A 17,201-nucleotide genomic window follows, 5' to 3' on the forward strand; every position below is an offset into this window, starting at 1 on the left:
ATTTACAGAGAGATGTTCTGTTCCGTTTTTGCGTCAAAAACATGACACTTATTCATATCAAACTTAAAGTACACCTTCCGGTGAAGACCCTTTTCAATCAGAGGCTTAGCTTCATCGGACGGAATTCGGGCGGTCAGCTCGTAGTCACCGACTTTCAGATAAACAAAGAACTCGTGTCCCATGTTTTCTACGCGCACCAGGTCGCCGGAGCCGTAGTCATCGGCAAAAGGCTGATCGGCGACGGAGACAAACTCCGGACGCACGCCAAAGAACACTTCTTTGCCTTCATAATCGACGACTTTTTCCTGCTGGCGGGCATTCAGTGCCAGCGTGTCGTGACCAACCGTGATATGTAATTGGTCGTCTTTTCTCACAATTTTTGCCGGTTTGATGTTCATCTCTGGCGCGCCGATAAAGCCCGCCACGAACATGTTTTTCGGGAAGTGATAGAGATTGTCCGGGGTATCCACCTGCATGATGTGACCGAGTTTCATCACGCAGATACGGTCGCCCATGGTCATCGCTTCTGTCTGATCGTGGGTCACGTAGACGGTGGTGGCCGGTTTACCGGACTTCTTGAGCTGCTTGTGCAGGTCGGAAATACGGATACGCATGGAAGCGCGCAGTTTGGCGTCGAGGTTCGACAGCGGTTCGTCAAACAGGAACACGTCCGGTTTTTTCACAATCGCGCGGCCTACCGCCACGCGCTGTGCCTGACCACCAGAAAGCTGGCGCGGCAGCCTGTCCATCAGCTCTTCCAGTTCAAGGATTTTTGCCGCTTCATCCACTTGTTTGGTGATTTCGTCTTTCGGCATCTTGCTGAGTTTGAGACCAAACGCGAGGTTTTCGCGCACGGTCATATGCGGATAGAGCGCATAGTTCTGGAACACCATCGCAATACCGCGCGATTTTGGCGCGAGGTTGTTGACGATCTTCTCACCGATGCGCACTTCGCCGCCGCTGATGGTTTCCAGACCGGCGAGCATACGCAAAGTCGTGGACTTGGCGCAGCCGGACGGGCCGACAATCACCATAAATTCACCGTCGGCGATTTTCAGGTCGATACCATGTACCGCTTTGAAGCCGTTGGAGTAAACTTTTTCCAGTTTGTTGAAAATAACTTCAGCCATGATACTTCCCTCTTAACCTTTAATTCCGCTGCTGGTCACGCCCTGTACGAAGTAGCGCTGTGCCAGGAAGAAGACAATGATGGACGGCAGAATGGAGATACTCGCCATTGCCAGAATTTCGTTCCACGGTGCGCCTTCGGTCACGTCAATGGACATTTTCAGCGCCAGTGCGATGGGGTACTTATCCACGCTGTAGACATAAATCAGCGGACCGATAAAGTCGTTCATCGACCACATAAACTGGAACAGCGCTACCGAGATAATCGCCGGTTTCAGGATCGGCACCACCACGTACCACAACACCTGCCAGGAATTACAGCCGTCGATTTGCGCCGCTTCTTCCATGTCGCGCGGCACACCGCGCAGGAACTGAATCAGCATAAAGACGAAGAACCCGTGGGTGGCGAACGCCGTTGGCAGATACAGCGGCATATAGCTGTTGAGCATGCCCATTTCACGGAACATCAGGTACTGCGGGATCAGCAGCACGGTGCTCGGCAGCAGCATGGTGGCGATAAGCGTACCAAACCAGAAGTTCTTCCACGGGATCTCAAAGCGGGCAAAGCCGTAAGCCACAATGGTGGAGGAGATAATGGTCAGGATCACTTTCGGGATCACATACTTAAAGGTATTCAGCATGTAATGACCGAAGGTGTATTCCGTGCCGGTTTTCCAGCCGTTGATGAAGCCATCCCAGGTGGCGTGCTGCGGCCACAAACCCAGCGTGGTGAAGATCTCGTGGTTCGGTTTGAACGACGCTGAGAACATCCACGCCAGCGGGTAGAGCATCAGCAGGCCGACAAACAGCAGGATCACATAGCGGATCCACGCGCTCACTTTCTCACGGCGCAGGGTACGCGCCACTTCGCGCTCTGCTTCCTGCATGCCCGGCGTGACGTGTTGGATATCAGCCATTTTTGCCTCCCTTATCAGCAGAGTAGAACACCCAGTATTTCGACGATTTAAAGGCGATAGAGGCAAAGACCGCTACCACCAGGAACAGAACCCAGGCCAGTGCCGCGCCGTAGCCCATATCGAAATACTTGAAGGCCGTGTCGTAGATATAGAGCGAGAACAGGTAGGTGTAATAGGTCGGGCCGCCGCCTGTGATGACATACGGGCCGGTGAATTCCTGGAACGCCTGGGTGGTTTGCATTATGAAGTTGAAGAAAATAACCGGCGTGATCAGCGGCACGGTGACTTTCATAAACATCTGCCATTTGCTGGCGCCGTCGATCATTGCCGCTTCGTATTGTGACTGCGGTACGTTTTGCAGCGCAGCCAGGAAAATAACCATTGCCGAACCAAACTGCCACACGCGCAGTAATGTCACCGACATCAGCGCCAGCGAGGGTTCGCCCAGCCAGTTAACCGGATCAAGGCCAAATACGCCGATAAAGCTGTTCAGCAGACCATCAATGGCAAACAGCGCGCGCCACAGCACGGCGATAGCCACTGAGCTCCCGAGAATCGAGGGAATATAGTAAGCAGTACGGAAAAAGCCGATACCGCGTAATTTAAAGTTCAGTACAAAGGCAATACCCAGCGCGAAAGCGAGTTTCAGCGGGATGGTTAAAAATACGTACGCGAACGTTACGCCCATTGATTTCCAGAAGAGGGTATCTTCAGTAAACATGTAGCGATAGTTTTCGATGCCGTTAAATACTGGCGGGCTCATCAGGTCATACTCAGTAAAACTGAGAAAGAACGATGAGATAAACGGGAATGCCGTAAAGACGATCAACCCAATAACGTAGGGTGATATCCAGGCCAATCCCAGTAGTCTGTTTTCATTCATACATACCTACCTGGCGAACAATGGTGTAATACGGATTCGGAGATTAACTTCTTTCCCCCGGCGCCTGGGCGTTGGGGGGTAAAAACAGGTTCTGTGCGTGCGCCTGATCACAATATTTAGCGTAATCAATGTGATGTGAGTCTTTAACTTCCCGAAATCATTAGCAATCTTCCGGGTTTTAAAATCCTTTCAACCTGCGTTCTTGATTTGTAAAACATCGTTTTAAAATATTTTATTGCGTTTTGATTTGCCGTCATTCGATTAATTCGTGAAATGTGATCAAAGTCGAAACGATGTTTCAATAAGGTGAGGTGGATGACGTTTTTGCCGAAAAAACACAGGTTTCGCCGGAAATAAAAAGGCTGCCGCGATCTGTCAGAACAGCGGAAATATCGCCGAATGAAATCATTCAATATTTAAACGATTACCCGTCGAAGTGTTTTTTAGAGAAAATCATCAAAGAAATGAAATGAAAACGCCCGCAATGAAGAGGGCGTTAACAGGGGGCGTAATAACGTGCTCAGGATCACGCTTTCAAAAAGTCTTCTCGCACCGGCGTGAAGGTGTCCAGCAGCGTACCGGCTTTCAGGCACACGCAGCCGTGCATAATGTGCGGTTGCTTATAAAGAGTATCGCCTGCCGTGACGATATGTTTCTCATCACCGATGGTAAATTCGAATTCACCGGATAAGACATAAGTGAGTTGTTCATGAGGATGGTTATGCATCGGGCCAATGGCGCCTTGTTCAAACATGACCTCGACGGCCATCATTTTGCCGTCATGGGCCAGAATGCGGCGGGTAACACCATTGCCCAGATCGTCAAGCTGAGTGTCTTTATGAAAGATAAACATCTGGCTGTCCTGTGGTTGAGTAATAAGATGAAACGATGTTTCAAAATAATTTATCTCAGCGGCAGGCAAAAATAAATGTGAGGCCAGAGAAGTTGAAAGTCGATCACAACTTTGATTGACTGAGTGCACTAACCCACGGAGACAAACGATGAAAACGATAGGACTGCTGGGCGGAATGAGCTGGGAATCGACCGTTCCCTACTACCGCCTGATTAATGAGGGTGTCAAAGCCCGCCTGGGTGGTTTGCACTCCGCGAGCATACTTCTGCACAGCGTGGATTTTCATGAGATTGAAGCCTGTCAGGCCACGGCGCAATGGCACAAAGCCGGGGAAATTCTTGCCCAGGCGGCGGCTGGGCTGGAGCAGGCGGGCGCACAGGCGATTGTGCTGTGCACCAACACCATGCACAAAGTGGCGGGGCAAATCGAGGAGCGCTGCCATATTCCCTTTCTGCACATTGCCGATGCCACTGGCCGGGCGATTGAAAACGCCGGACTGAGTAACGTCGCGCTGCTCGGTACGCGCTACACCATGGAGCAGGATTTTTATCGCGGGCGTCTGGAAAAACAGTTCGGCATCAAAACCCGCGTACCGGGTCCGGAAGATCGCGTACGCGTCAATGAAATCATCTTCGATCAACTGTGCCTCGGCACCTTCACCGATGAGTCGCGCTACTACTTTTTGAATTTGATCAAACAGTTGGCGGCGGAAGGGGCTGAAGGCGTGATTTTTGGCTGTACCGAAATCGGTCTGCTGCTGCCGGAGACACACTGCCCGATCAGGGTCTTTGACACCGCGGCGCTCCATGCCGCCGACGCCGTGGAGTTTATGCTCTCTTAAACGGTCCCGAGCATCGCCGCCAGCGGTTGGGTTACCCGCGGCATGGCGGCTTGCAAGTGCTGTGTAAAGGCGTTGACCAGCGCGGAAGCGGGGCGGTGCAGAGGGCGGATCAGGCTGACCGTAAAAGGAACATCGATACTGAAGCGACGGACGGCAACGCCGCTGGCGGCGTAATCCAGCGCTGTTAACGGGTTCACGACCGAAATGCCAACCCCGGCGCGCACCATCGCGCAAACCGATGCGGCGCTGTGGGTCTCCAGCACCATGCGGCGCTTCACCTGATGTTCGTTGAACAGCGTATCCAACAGTTGCCGGTAACTGTCGGTGCGCGACAAACTGATGTAGTTCTCGGCATGAAAATCCGCTGGTGTCAGCACGCTTTTACGCGCCAGCGGATGATACTGCGGCATCACGCATACTTCATTGCAGGTTAGCAGCGGTGTACGTTCCGTACCGGCAGGTGTGGTCAGTGTTTCCGTTAACCCCAGATCGTGGCGTTGTGCCGACAACCACTCTTCCAGCAATGGCGACTCCTGCGGCACGATATTCAGGCTGACGTCCGGATAGCGGGTGAGAAAGGGCTGTAACAGCAGCGGTAAAAAGGATTGTGAGAAGACCGGCAAGCAGGCGACCGACAATTCGCCCTGGCGGAATTCGCGCAGGCTTTCGGCGGCGCTGATGATCCTGTCCAGCCCGTACCAGGAACGCTGTACCTCTTCAAATAGCCGCAGCCCCTGCACTGTGGGATGCAGGCGTCCACGTGTGCGCTCAAACAGCGTTAATCCCAGCACTTTTTCAAACCGCGCCAGCTCCCGGCTTACCGTCGGTTGCGAGGTATGTAGCAGTGCGGCGGCCTCGGTGAGGTTGCCGGTGGTCATCACTGCATGAAAAATTTCGATATGGCGCAGGTTAACAGCGGGCATGGCGGTATCCGGTTGTTAAAGGTGTTCCATATCATTTTTGCATAGACTCGCGATAAAACGATATTTTTTATTCTCTTCACCGTGTGGCGTAATGATGAAAAATATCGACGGAGCCCATCATGCCACGCCCATTACACCAGACTGAGACTGACCTTAACGCTGCCAACCTGCTGAGACTGCCTGCCGAATTTGGTTGCCCGGTATGGGTTTACGACGCACAAATCATCCGCGCGCAAATCGCCAAACTGCGCGACTTCGACGTGGTACGCTTCGCGCAGAAAGCCTGCTCGAACATCCATATTCTGCGGTTAATGCGTGAGCAGGGCGTCAAAGTGGATTCGGTATCGCTGGGCGAAATCGAGCGTGCGCTGGCGGCGGGCTACGATCCTAAAACGCATCCGGATGATATTGTTTTCACCGCTGACGTGATTGATGACGCGACACTGGCGCGTGTCAGTGAGCTGGGTATCGCGGTCAATGCCGGTTCGGTGGATATGCTGGAACAACTGGGGGCGGTATCGCCGGGTCATCGTGTCTGGCTGCGTGTTAACCCGGGGTTTGGTCACGGTCACAGCCAGAAAACCAACACCGGCGGCGAAAACAGTAAACACGGCATCTGGTACAGCGATCTGGGGGCGGCGCTGGCGGTCATGCAGCGTTACCAGTTGCAACTGGCGGGCATTCATATGCACATCGGTTCCGGTGTGGATTATGGTCATCTGGAGCAGGTATGCGGCGCGATGGTGCGCCAGGTGGTGGATTTCGGCCAGGATCTGCCGGCGATTTCCGCAGGGGGAGGCCTCTCAATTCCGTATCATGAAGGGGAAGCGCAGGTTGATACCGCACACTATTTCGGTTTGTGGAATGCCGCGCGTGAGCAGATCGCCCGGCATCTTGGTCATGCCGTGAAACTGGAGATCGAACCGGGACGTTTCCTGGTGGCGGAGTCCGGTGTGCTGGTTTCGCAGGTGCGCAGCGTGAAAAATATGGGCAGCCGCCACTTTGTGCTGATTGATGCCGGTTTTAACGACCTGATGCGTCCGGCGATGTATGGCAGCTATCACCACATTACCGCGCTGGCGGCGGATGGCCGGGATCTGCGAAATGCCGCCCTGATTGACACTGTGGTGGCGGGGCCGTTGTGCGAATCCGGCGATGTCTTTACCCAGCAGGAGGGGGGCAAAGTTGAAACCCGCGCGCTGCCGGAGGTTGCGCCGGGTGATTATCTGGTGTTGCATGATACCGGCGCCTACGGTGCATCAATGTCGTCGAACTACAATAGCCGCCCGCTACTGCCGGAAGTGCTGTTTGATAAGGGTGTGGCGCGGCTGATTCGCCGTCGTCAGACCATTGAAGAACTGCTCGCGCTGGAGCAGTGCTAAACCGCACTATACGGTCCCGCCGCCACTGACTCGCGCAACACCAGCGTGCCGGTAAACGGTGGGATCGCATCGACAGCCGTCTTATTGGCCAACCTGATCGCCTGGTCAATCGCTGTGGTGATCATGGTATCAATAGGCAGATAGACCGTTGACAGACCCGGCTCCAGCCAGCGTGCGCTGGGGGCGTCATCGAAGCCGAACAGGGAAATATCCTGCGGAATGCGTAAACCCGCCTGCCAGATAGCCTTAGAAGCGCCCAGCGCCATATCGTCATTACAGGCGAACAGGGCGCTGATGCTGGCACCTTCCTGCAACATTTCCCGACACAGTTCATAGCCGCGCGTCATGGTGGAGTCACCGTATTTTACTTTTGCCGGATCCCAGTCGATCCCATGGTGTTCCAGCGCCTTGCGATAGCCCATCAACCGGGCTTTACCGGTGGGAGTATGCATCGGAACAGTAATGCAGGCTATTTCGCGGTGCCCCTGGCGTATCAGGTAATCCACCGCCTGAAAAGCTGCGTCCTGTTGCTCAAAGAACACACATTTATCGTGCGCCTGCACCACCTCGCGGTTAATGACGACAAGCGGCATCGATACGCTGTCGATCAGTTGCAGGATCGCGTTTTCACTCATAAAGCGGGTGTAGAGAATAATGGCGTCGCAGCGACGATCGGCCAGCATCTGCACCGCCAGCTCTTCCCGCTCCGGCGTGTCGTGCCCGTCGGTCACGATCAACTGTTTGCCATGCCGTTCAGCCTGGCGTGAGGCCTGCTGCAACAGTCGGCCAAAATAGAAGCCGTCAAAGCTGGAGACCACCAGACCGATGCTATTGCTGGTGCGGTTCGCCAGCGAGCGGGCAAGGAAATTAGGCCGGTAGCCCAGCTCTTCCATCGCCTTAAAGACCTGGTTGCGGGTGCTTTCTTTCACCTGGCCTGTGTTGTTGAGAACGCGGGACACCGTCGCTTTCGACACACCCGCGCGCAGTGAGACTTCCAGCATTGTGACCATAACGGGCTCTCGTTTCGCGTAATCAAACGCAGTTTACCACACTCACGAAAAAGCCCTGATCAATGCAAGGTGGTATGCCAATGTGGGCTGTCGTTTCGTTTTGGAATACCAGAAGCAGCGTTGCGAGGCGAGTCACAGAACTTTTCTCCATCCATGACTATTTTTGGTATGCCAAATGGGATTGAGCTGTATCCCGGTTTCAATAAAAAAACCCCTTTACTGAGGTGTTAACTCATGGCCCTACAAGACAAACTCATCGATTCTCTGGGTAGTTTTGCCACAAAATTCAACAGCTATCGCTATATTATGGCGATCAAATCTTCGTTTATTACTCTGATGCCGGTGATCATCGTCGGCGCGTTTTCCGTGCTGATCTCCAATATGGTGCTGGATCCGAAAAACGGACTCGCCAGTTTTCAGGCACTGTCATTTCTGGCGGCGCTGAAACCCATAACCAGCGCCATCAACTACGCCACGCTCAACTTCCTCAACATTGGCGCGGTGTTTTTAATCGGTATTGAACTGGGGCGCATAAACGGCATCAAGTCGCTGTTTCCTGGCCTGCTGGCGGTGATCTGCTTTATTTGCGTCACGCCAACCACCGTTGAGATGCTGGTGGACGGGCAGATGCACGTGGTGAAAGATGTGCTGCTGCGTCAGTTCTCTGACACCCGTAGCCTGTTCCTTGGCATGTTTATCGCCATTTTGTCAGTGGAGATCTACTGCTGGCTGGAAAACCGTGAAGGGCTGAAGATCAAAATGCCGGACACGGTACCGCCAAATGTCTCCGCATCGTTCTCGGCGCTGATCCCGGCGATTATCACCACCACGGTGATTGCCACTTTCGGTTTTGCCTTTCAGAAAGTGACCGGCATGTATCTGTACGATGCCGTTTACCAGGTAGTGCAACAGCCGCTGGAGCGCGTCGTGCAGAGCCTGCCGGGGATCCTGTTGCTGATGTTTGTCGCACAGTTGTTCTGGGTCATCGGTATCCACGGCAACCAGATGATCAAACCGATTCGCGAGCCGCTGCTGCTGGGGGCGATCACCGTCAATATGAGCGCCTTTGAGCAGGGTAAAGAGGTGCCGAATATCATCACTATGCCATTCTGGGACGTGTATATGAGCATCGGCGGCTCCGGGTTGACCATCGGTCTGCTGATTGCGGTGATGATTGCCACCAAACGCAAAGAGATGAAAGAGATCGCGAAGCTCTCCATCGGGCCGGGGATCTTCAATATTAACGAACCGGTGATATTCGGGATGCCGATCATGCTGAACCCGATCCTTGCCATCCCGTTTATTATCACGCCGCTGGTGACCGGCTCGATTGGCTACTTCGCCACCGTGACGGGGTTTGCCGGAAAAGCCGTGGTGATGGTGCCCTGGACGACACCGCCGCTGATCAATGCCTGGCTCTCTACCGCCGGTTCGATGGGCGCGGTGGTGACGCAACTGATCTGCATTATTACTGCCGTCGTTATCTACCTGCCGTTTGTGAAAATTGCCTCCCGCCGCGCAGAGCAGGCGCAGTTGCAGGCAGAAACGCCGTCTAACGCCTGAGGAAACCATGAGTACGAAAACCATCGCCATACCACCGTCATTTATCCTCGGTGCTGCCGCGTCGGCCTGGCAAACAGAAGGCTGGATCGATAAACGGGAGGGGCAGGATTCCTGGCCCGATCTCTGGTACAAAAACGATCGTCATGTCTGGCATGAGGGGTATGGTCCGGCGGTAGCAACCAACTTTTACCAGCGTTTTCGCGAAGATGTGCAATTGATGAAGCAAGCGGGGTTAACCCACTACCGCACCTCGATCAACTGGGCGCGTTTTCTGATCGATTACGAGCAGGGTGTGGTGGATGAAACCTACGCGGCTTATTACGACGCACTGTTCGATGAGATGCAGCGCAACGGCATTGTGCCGATGATCTGCCTTGAGCATTACGAACTGCCCGGTTATCTGCTGGAAACGTATGGCGGTTGGGCATCGAAAAAGGTCGTGGAGCTGTATCTGCTGTATGCCGAAAAGGTGTTTGAGCGTTTTCATCATAAAGTGACGCGCTGGTTTACCTTTAATGAGCCGATCGTGGTGCAAACCCGCGTTTACCTTGATGCGCTACGCTGGCCTTATGAACAGAACACCGGTACCTGGATGCAGTGGAATCACCACAAAAACCTGGCGACGGCAAAGGTGGTGAAGCTGTTCCGCGAAAAGGGCTACACCGGTACGGTGGGCTGCATTCTCAACCCGGAAGTGACCTATCCGCGCTCCCGTGCGCCGCACGACGTGCTGGCCGCTGAGCGTTACGATCTGTTCTATAACCGCGTCTTCCTCGATCCGATGGTGAAAGGGCACTACCCGCCGGAGCTGTTTGCGCTGCTGGAGAAACACCAGGTCGCCTGGGACTACAGCGAAGATGAGCTGGCGATCATTCGTGATAACACCGTCGATGAGCTGGGGATTAATCTCTACTATCCGCACCGGGTCAAAGCCCCATCTCGCGCCTGGCACCCGGACACCCCTTTCCACCCGGCATATTATTATGAGCCGTTTGAATTGCCGGGGCGGCGAATGAACACATCCCGTGGCTGGGAGATCCTGCCTTCCATTATTTACGACATGGCGATGCGCATTAAAAACGCGTACGGCAATATTCCGTGGTTTGTTGCCGAAAGCGGTATGGGCGTGGAGAACGAAGGGCGGTTTCGCAATGCGCAAGGGATGATCGAGGATGATTACCGTATTGCGTTTATCAGCGAGCATCTGTGGCAAACCCTGCGCGCACGGGAAGCGGGCGCAAACTGCCAGGGCTACATGCTGTGGGCATTCACCGATAATGTCTCGCCAATGAACGCTTTCAAGAACCGTTACGGGTTGGTGGAGATTGATCTGCAAAACAACCGCGATCGCCGGGCGAAGAAGTCCTTGTCATGGTATCGCCAGCTAAGCGATGAGCGTCAGTTGACCCTCACCCTCGATGATGACGTAAAATAGAACGCAATGACTGAAAAGCGCAGGTGATATTGTGGAGAAGGCCGTCGTCCCGCCGGAAAAAAAACAGTACCAGGAGATTGGCGAAGATTTACGTGAGCAAATCATCAACGGGCATTACCCCGTTGGCTCGCGTTTGCCGCCGGAGCGCAATATCGCCGAAAAGTATGGCGTCAGCCGCACGATAGTTCGCGAAGCCTTGCTGATGCTGGAACTGCAAGGCACGGTGGATATTCGCCAGGGATCGGGCGTGTATGTGATGCGCATTCCGCAGGAGCATGAAAATGAGGAAGAGCGCTTTTTAAGTAGCGATGTTGGCCCGTTTGAGATTTTGCAGGCGCGCCAGCTGTTGGAAAGTAATATCGCCGCCTTTGCCGCGAAAATGGCCACCCGGGCGGATATCGATAATCTGCGGCGCATCCTCGAGCAAGAGCAGCGCGCCATCGCTATGAATGACACCTCGCAGGATAACAGCAAAATGTTCCATCTGGTGCTGGCGGGTGCATCGCAAAACCAGATGCTGCTGGCGACGGTGGAAAGCATCTGGCACCAAATGGACAGTAGTCCGCTGTGGCAGCAATTTAATGTGCATATTGCCAGTCGCCCGTATCGCCTGAAATGGCTTGGCGATCGCCAGACGCTGCTGGCGGCGCTGCGCCGCCGCGATGTGATGGGGGCGTGGCAGGCAATGTGGCAACATCTGGAAAACGTAAAAAAGAGTCTGCTGGAGCTGTCCGACGAGGATGCGCCGGATTTTGACGGCTATCTTTTTGAATCCGTGCCGATTTTTCAGGGAAAATTAATGTGACGATCGTTCCATTGTACGACGCCCCGCACCATGCGGAGCAGGTCACCGAATGGCTGTGGCGTGAGTTTGGTGATTCGCTGCCGCGTGATTTTTTCGCCAGTATTATCCAGCACAGCCAGACGCCGGGGCAGTTACCGTTGACCTTTGTGTTGCTCGACGGGGATGCGTTGCTGGCTACGGTGGGATTGTGGCGCTGCGATCTGATTAGCCGACAGGATCTGTACCCGTGGCTGGCGGCGCTGTACGTGAAAGAGAGCGCGCGCGGGCAGGGGCTGGCGGGGCAGCTACAGCGACATGTCATGCAACAGGCCAGAGCCATGGGCTTCAGCCAGTTGCATCTTTACTCCGCCTGCCGCGATTTTTACGAGCGTTACGGCTGGCACTACATTGGTGATGCGCTCGATTACCCCAACACCATCGTTCATCTTTACCGCATTGCGTTGTGCTGTTTGCCGGATTTGCAGGCTGGGTAGCACACCATTAACACCAGAGTTAGCTTTCCTGCGGCGTCATCACCGAGTGGCGACGCACCAGCGTCGGGTTAAACAGATGGGTGACATCGGGTAATGGCTGACTGGACGCCAGCGCCAGCGCTAATTCAGCGGCCTGCGTCGCCATTGTGATAATCGGGTAGCGCACGGTCGTCAGGCGCGGGCGCACATAGCGCGACACCAGCACGTCATCAAAACCAATCAGGGAAATTTCGCGCGGCACGTCAATGCCGTTATCGTTCAGTACCCCCATCGCCCCTGCTGCCATCGAATCGTTATAACAGGCGACAGCGGTAAAGTTTCTGCCGCGCCCCAACAGTTCGGTCATCGCCTGTTCACCACCACTCTCATCGGGTTCAGCAAAGGTCACCAGTCTGTCGTTGCAGGGCAGCCCGTGCTCCTTCAGTGCGTCGTAGTAACCTTGCAACCGATCCTCCGCATCTGAAATGGCGTGGTTCGAACAGATGTAGCCAATGCGCGTATGACCCTGTTGGATCAGGTGGCGGGTCGCCAGCCAGGCGCCGTAGCGATCATCCAGCGCGACACAACGCTGCTCAAAACCCGGCAGGATACGGTTAATTAACACCATACCTGGCATCTGCTTCATCAACGACGCCAGCTCGTCATCGGGAATCATCTTGGCGTGTACCACCAGCGCGGCGCAGCGATGGCGGATCAACTGTTCAATCGCTTTACGCTCTTTCTCTTCGTTATGGTAGCCGTTGCCAATCAGCAGAAAATTGCCGGTGGCGGAGGCCACCTGTTCGACTGCTTTCACCATAGCGCCAAAAAAGGGATCGGACACATCGCCCACAACCAGACCGACGGTTTCTGTCGACTGTTGCGCCAGCGCACGGGCATTCGCGTTGGGATGGTAATTGAGGGTATCCATTGCATTTTGCACCGCCAAACGCGAGGCTTCGCTCGCTTTTGGCGAGTCGTTAATGACGCGGGAAACCGTTGCTACGGAGACGCCCGCCAGCCGTGCGACATCTTTGATGGTCGCCATGATGCACCGTCCTTAGAGGTAAGCGTTTACACACCGGCTAGTGTTACGGAAAAGGGAGGGCTAATCAAGGAGGTTGCCGGACGGGAACGTGCAAACGTGAAGTGACGCGTGGCAAGCAGGTGAAAACGTTACACATAAAAGTTTTACCGATTAATACAGTGAAAACCTTTAGTTACACTTTGCGAAAGGCTGTTTCGATTGTCCGCTGGTGGCGCTATACCCCGCGTGACAAAGTAGGGATCCCAGAGGTATTGATAGGTGAAGGCAACCCTCGGGGTTGCACACTCGAATTACACCAACCTGCGCAGATGCGCAGGTTTTTTTTTGCGGTTTTCCGGGGTGTAACAGGAATCAATGATAGACATACCTGGTTTCACTTCGGCTCATTCTCTTGCTTTTTCCCGCTGGTAACGCGCGATACCCCACGCCACAATCAAGTTCCCAGAGGTATTGATTGGTGAAGTATTCGGTACACTCTTCGTACTTATTTATTGCACCAACCTGCGCGGACGCGCAGGTTTTTTTTTGCCCGCGTTTTCCCTCCTGCGCTTCTCGTGTAATCTGCCACAATTTGAAGACATTGTGCTTAATTGACTGGCAAAAGGAGTTGAAATGCTACTGGGCTTTTTCCGCAGCCTGTTTCAGGTGTTGTTCCGGGTGCAACTGACCGGAAAAACAGAGGCGCTGCATGGCGAGCGTGTATTAATCACCCCTAACCACGTCTCTTTTATTGATGGCATTCTGCTGGCGTTGTTCCTGCCTGTGCGCCCGGTTTTCGCTGTTTACACCTCAATCAGTACCCAGTGGTATATGCGCTGGATAAGCTCAATCATTGATTTTGTGCCGCTCGACCCCACCAAACCGATGTCCATTAAGCATCTGGTGCGACTGGTAGAGCAGGGACGGCCGGTGGTGATATTTCCGGAAGGGCGTATTTCCGTTTCTGGTTCGCTAATGAAAATTTACGATGGCGCTGGGTTTGTGGCGGCAAAGTCCGGCGCGACAGTGGTTCCACTGCGCATTGATGGCGCGGAGCTTACGTATTTCAGCCGCCTGAAAGGGCTGGTTAAACAGCGCCTGTTCCCGCGCATTACGCTGCATATTCTGCCGCCAACGCAATTACCGATGCCGGATGCCCCACGTGCGCGCGATCGCCGTAAACTGGCGGGCGAGATGTTGCATCAAATCATGATGGAAGCCCGCATGGCGGTGCGCCCGCGTGAAACGCTGTTCGAAGCGTTGCTCTCGGCGCAGTACCGCTATGGTGAAAAGAAGCCCTGCGTAGAAGATATCAACTTCACCCCCGACAGTTACCGTAAGTTGTTGACCAAAACGTTGTTTGTGGCGCGTATTCTGGATAAATACACGGCGCAGGGAGAGAAAATCGGCCTGATGTTACCGAATGCCGGGATCAGCGCGGCGGTCATTTTCGGCGCTATCGCCCGTGGGCGAATTCCGGCGATGATGAACTACACCGCCGGGGTGAAAGGGCTGAGCAGCGCCATTACCGCAGCGCAAATCAAGACCATTTTTACCTCGCGCACCTTTATGGAGAAAGGCAAGCTGTGGCATCTGCCGGAGCAACTGACCCAGGTGCGCTGGGTTTACCTCGAAGATTTGAAAAGCGACGTCAAACTGGAAGATAAGCTGTGGATCTTCCGCCATTTGCTGACACCATTAAAAGCGCAGGTTGCGCAAAAGCCGGAAGATCCGGCGCTGATCCTCTTTACCTCCGGTTCTGAAGGCCATCCTAAAGGCGTGGTGCATAGCCACAAGAGTCTTCTGGCGAATGTCGAGCAGATTAAGACCATCGCCGACTTTACCGCCAATGACCGTTTTATGTCGGCGCTGCCGTTGTTCCACTCCTTTGGCCTGACGGTTGGGTTGTTGACCCCATTGCTGACTGGCGCCCAGGTGTTTCTCTACCCCAGCCCGCTGCACTATCGCATTGTGCCGGAGTTGGTGTACGACCGGAACTGTACGGTGCTGTTCGGCACATCGACGTTCCTTGGGAATTACGCTCGTTTTGCCAATCCCTATGATTTTTACCGTCTGCGCTATGTGGTGGCAGGCGCAGAGAAATTGCAGGAGAGCACCCGCCAGCTCTGGCAGGACAAGTTCGGTTTGCGCATTCTCGAAGGGTATGGCGTAACGGAGTGCGCGCCGGTGGTATCGATCAATGTGCCGATGGCGGCCAAACCGGGTACCGTCGGGCGGATCCTGCCGGGGATGGACGCCCGCTTGCTGGCGGTGCCGGGCATTGAAGAGGGCGGTCGGCTGCAACTTAAAGGGCCTAATGTGATGACCGGTTACCTGCGGGTGGAAAACCCCGGAGTGCTGGAAACGCCCGCCGCGGAGAATGTTCATGGTGAGCTGGAGCCTGGCTGGTATGACACGGGCGATATCGTGCGTTTTGATGAGCAAGGCTTTGTTCAGATTCAGGGGCGCGCGAAACGCTTTGCCAAAATCGCGGGTGAGATGGTATCGCTGGAGACGGTGGAACAGCTGGCGCTGATGACCTCGCCTGACAAACTGCATGCTACGGTCATCAAAAGCGATGCCAGCAAAGGCGAGGCGCTGGTGATGTTTACCACCGATGATGCGCTGACGCGCGACAAACTGCTCCAGCAGGCGCGTGCGCATGGCATCCCGGAACTGGCCGTGCCGCGCGATATTCGTTTCCTGAAGCAACTTCCGCTGCTTGGTAGCGGCAAACCCGATTTCGTTACACTGAAAGGTATGGTTGAAGAGGATGAATCCACGCATGCGTGAGTCAGTAAGCACTAACACTTCGCTGTGGTCGCGGGGGATGATGGCGGTGATTGCCGCTCAGTTTCTCTCGGCGTTTGGCGATAACGCGCTGCTGTTTGCCACCCTGGCGCTGCTGAAAGCGGAGTTTTACCCTGACTGGAGCCAGCCGGTATTGCAGATGGTGTTTGTGGGCGCTTACATTCTTTTCGCTCCTTTTGTCGGTCAGGTCGCCGACAGCTATGCCAAAGGGCGAGTAATGATGGTGGCCAACGGGTTAAAACTGTTGGGCGCGGTGAGTATCTGTATCGGCGTGAACCCGTTTGTGGGATATCTGCTGGTGGGGATTGGCGCAGCGGCCTACTCCCCGGCGAAATACGGCATTCTGGGTGAAATTACCACTGGTGATAAGCTGGTGAAAGCCAATGGCCTGATGGAGTCTTCCACCATTGCGGCGATCCTGCTGGGTTCGGTGGCTGGTGGCGTGCTGGCCGACTGGCATGTGCTGGCGGCGCTGGGCGTGTGTGCGGTGGTATATGGCGCTGCTGTGGTCGCCAACCTGATGATCCCTAAACTGCCTGCTGCGCGGCCGGGGCAATCCTGGCACTTTACGCCGATGACCCACAGCTTTTTCAGCGCTTGCAAAAACCTGTGGCGCAACGGTGAGACGCGCTTTTCACTGGTGGGTACCAGTCTGTTTTGGGGGGCGGGCGTGACGCTGCGTTTTTTACTGGTGCTGTGGGTGCCGGTGGCGCTGGGCATTACCGATAACGCCACGCCAACCTATCTGAATGCAATGGTGGCCGTGGGTATTGTGGCGGGAGCGGGCCTGGCGGCAAAACTGGTGACGCTGGATACCGTTGCCCGCTGTATGCCTGCCGGGATCCTGATCGGTGTGGCGGTGACGCTGTTTTCGTTACAACATGCATTACTGCCTGCGTATGGCGTTTTGCTGCTGATTGGTGCGCTGGGCGGCTTCTTCGTCGTGCCTTTAAATGCGCTATTGCAGGCAATCGGTAAAGCATCTGTGGGCGCGGGCAACGCCATCGCGGTGCAAAACCTCGGCGAAAATATGGCGATGTTGCTGATGCTGGGGCTCTATTCGCTGGCGGTAAAAGCGGGGGCGCCGGTGGTTGGCGTGGGCGTTGGCTTCGGGACGCTGTTTGCGTTGGCGATTGCGGCGCTGTGGATCTGGCAGCGCCGCCGTTAGCAG

15 protein-coding genes are annotated in these 17,201 nt (G+C 54.8%); 8 read left to right on the forward strand and 7 right to left on the reverse strand.

Annotated elements, in window-relative coordinates; genetic code table 11:
* Positions 1 to 2: 2 nt before the first annotated feature.
* The 4 genes from O9K67_RS04510 to O9K67_RS04525 form a co-directional block, all read right to left on the reverse strand.
* The gene (locus O9K67_RS04510) at positions 3 to 1,130 is read right to left on the reverse strand and encodes an ABC transporter ATP-binding protein (protein WP_061493304.1); all 1,128 of its coding nucleotides are present in this window, start codon (positions 1,128 to 1,130) and stop codon (positions 3 to 5) included.
* 12 nt (positions 1,131 to 1,142) lie between these two features.
* Positions 1,143 to 2,045, reverse strand: coding sequence for a carbohydrate ABC transporter permease (locus O9K67_RS04515; RefSeq protein WP_061493305.1), 903 nt, complete (start codon positions 2,043 to 2,045; stop codon positions 1,143 to 1,145).
* Entirely contained in the window at positions 2,038 to 2,928 is an 891-nt protein-coding gene (locus tag O9K67_RS04520) for a carbohydrate ABC transporter permease (RefSeq protein ID WP_061493306.1), read from the reverse strand. The genes O9K67_RS04515 and O9K67_RS04520 overlap by 8 nt, the downstream gene beginning before the upstream one ends.
* Before the next feature lie 526 nt (positions 2,929 to 3,454).
* Positions 3,455 to 3,781 carry a cupin domain-containing protein gene (locus O9K67_RS04525; protein WP_061493307.1) on the reverse strand — a complete coding sequence of 109 codons (327 nt, stop codon included), beginning with the start codon at positions 3,779 to 3,781 and terminating at the stop codon, positions 3,455 to 3,457.
* Between the two features lie 148 nt (positions 3,782 to 3,929).
* Between O9K67_RS04525 and O9K67_RS04530 the strand changes: the two genes are divergently transcribed.
* Positions 3,930 to 4,622 carry an aspartate/glutamate racemase gene (locus O9K67_RS04530; RefSeq protein ID WP_061493308.1) on the forward strand — a complete coding sequence of 231 codons (693 nt, stop codon included), beginning with the start codon at positions 3,930 to 3,932 and terminating at the stop codon, positions 4,620 to 4,622.
* On the opposite strand, the gene O9K67_RS04535 is transcribed toward O9K67_RS04530, so the two are convergent.
* Positions 4,619 to 5,545, reverse strand: a complete 927-nt coding sequence (locus tag O9K67_RS04535; protein WP_061493309.1) for a LysR family transcriptional regulator — start codon at positions 5,543 to 5,545, stop codon at positions 4,619 to 4,621. The two genes, O9K67_RS04530 and O9K67_RS04535, sit on opposite strands and share 4 nt — an antisense overlap.
* Positions 5,546 to 5,664: 119 nt before the next feature.
* On the opposite strand from O9K67_RS04535, the gene lysA reads away from it, so the two are divergent.
* Complete coding sequence (gene lysA, locus O9K67_RS04540) at positions 5,665 to 6,927, forward strand: diaminopimelate decarboxylase (protein ID WP_061493310.1); 1,263 nt, start codon at positions 5,665 to 5,667, stop codon at positions 6,925 to 6,927.
* On the opposite strand, the gene O9K67_RS04545 is transcribed toward lysA, so the two are convergent.
* Positions 6,924 to 7,928 (reverse strand): LacI family DNA-binding transcriptional regulator, encoded by a 1,005-nt coding sequence (locus tag O9K67_RS04545; protein WP_271044661.1) that lies wholly within the window; start codon positions 7,926 to 7,928, stop codon positions 6,924 to 6,926. The genes lysA and O9K67_RS04545 overlap by 4 nt on opposite strands.
* 243 nt (positions 7,929 to 8,171) lie before the next feature.
* On the opposite strand from O9K67_RS04545, the gene O9K67_RS04550 reads away from it, so the two are divergent.
* From O9K67_RS04550 to O9K67_RS04565, 4 genes are read left to right on the forward strand one after another with little or no spacing between them, the layout of a single operon-like run.
* Complete coding sequence (locus tag O9K67_RS04550; protein ID WP_061493312.1) at positions 8,172 to 9,500, forward strand: PTS sugar transporter subunit IIC; 1,329 nt, start codon at positions 8,172 to 8,174, stop codon at positions 9,498 to 9,500.
* A gap of 7 nt (positions 9,501 to 9,507) precedes the next feature.
* The gene (locus O9K67_RS04555) at positions 9,508 to 10,935 is read left to right on the forward strand and encodes a glycoside hydrolase family 1 protein (protein ID WP_061493313.1); all 1,428 of its coding nucleotides are present in this window, start codon (positions 9,508 to 9,510) and stop codon (positions 10,933 to 10,935) included.
* Positions 10,936 to 10,966: 31 nt separating this feature from the next.
* Positions 10,967 to 11,740, forward strand: a complete 774-nt coding sequence (locus O9K67_RS04560) for a GntR family transcriptional regulator (protein ID WP_061493314.1) — start codon at positions 10,967 to 10,969, stop codon at positions 11,738 to 11,740.
* Complete coding sequence (locus O9K67_RS04565) at positions 11,737 to 12,213, forward strand: GNAT family N-acetyltransferase (protein WP_061493315.1); 477 nt, start codon at positions 11,737 to 11,739, stop codon at positions 12,211 to 12,213. The genes O9K67_RS04560 and O9K67_RS04565 overlap by 4 nt, the downstream gene beginning before the upstream one ends.
* Positions 12,214 to 12,232: 19 nt before the next feature.
* Here O9K67_RS04565 and galR read toward each other — a convergent pair whose 3' ends face one another.
* On the reverse strand, positions 12,233 to 13,240 hold the full coding sequence (gene galR / locus O9K67_RS04570) for an HTH-type transcriptional regulator GalR (protein WP_061493316.1): 1,008 nt from the start codon (positions 13,238 to 13,240) through the stop codon (positions 12,233 to 12,235).
* Between the two features lie 612 nt (positions 13,241 to 13,852).
* Here galR and aas point away from each other — a divergent pair.
* Together aas and lplT are read left to right on the forward strand one after the other, a co-directional pair.
* On the forward strand, positions 13,853 to 16,012 hold the full coding sequence (gene aas, locus O9K67_RS04575; RefSeq protein WP_061493317.1) for a bifunctional acyl-ACP--phospholipid O-acyltransferase/long-chain-fatty-acid--ACP ligase: 2,160 nt from the start codon (positions 13,853 to 13,855) through the stop codon (positions 16,010 to 16,012).
* Positions 16,005 to 17,198: a lysophospholipid transporter LplT gene (gene lplT, locus O9K67_RS04580; protein ID WP_061493318.1), complete on the forward strand. Its 1,194-nt coding sequence runs from the start codon at positions 16,005 to 16,007 to the stop codon at positions 17,196 to 17,198. The genes aas and lplT overlap by 8 nt, the downstream gene beginning before the upstream one ends.
* Positions 17,199 to 17,201 lie beyond the last annotated feature (3 nt).

This window comes from Kosakonia oryzendophytica (assembly GCF_027886705.1).
GTDB lineage: Bacteria > Pseudomonadota > Gammaproteobacteria > Enterobacterales > Enterobacteriaceae > Kosakonia > Kosakonia oryzendophytica.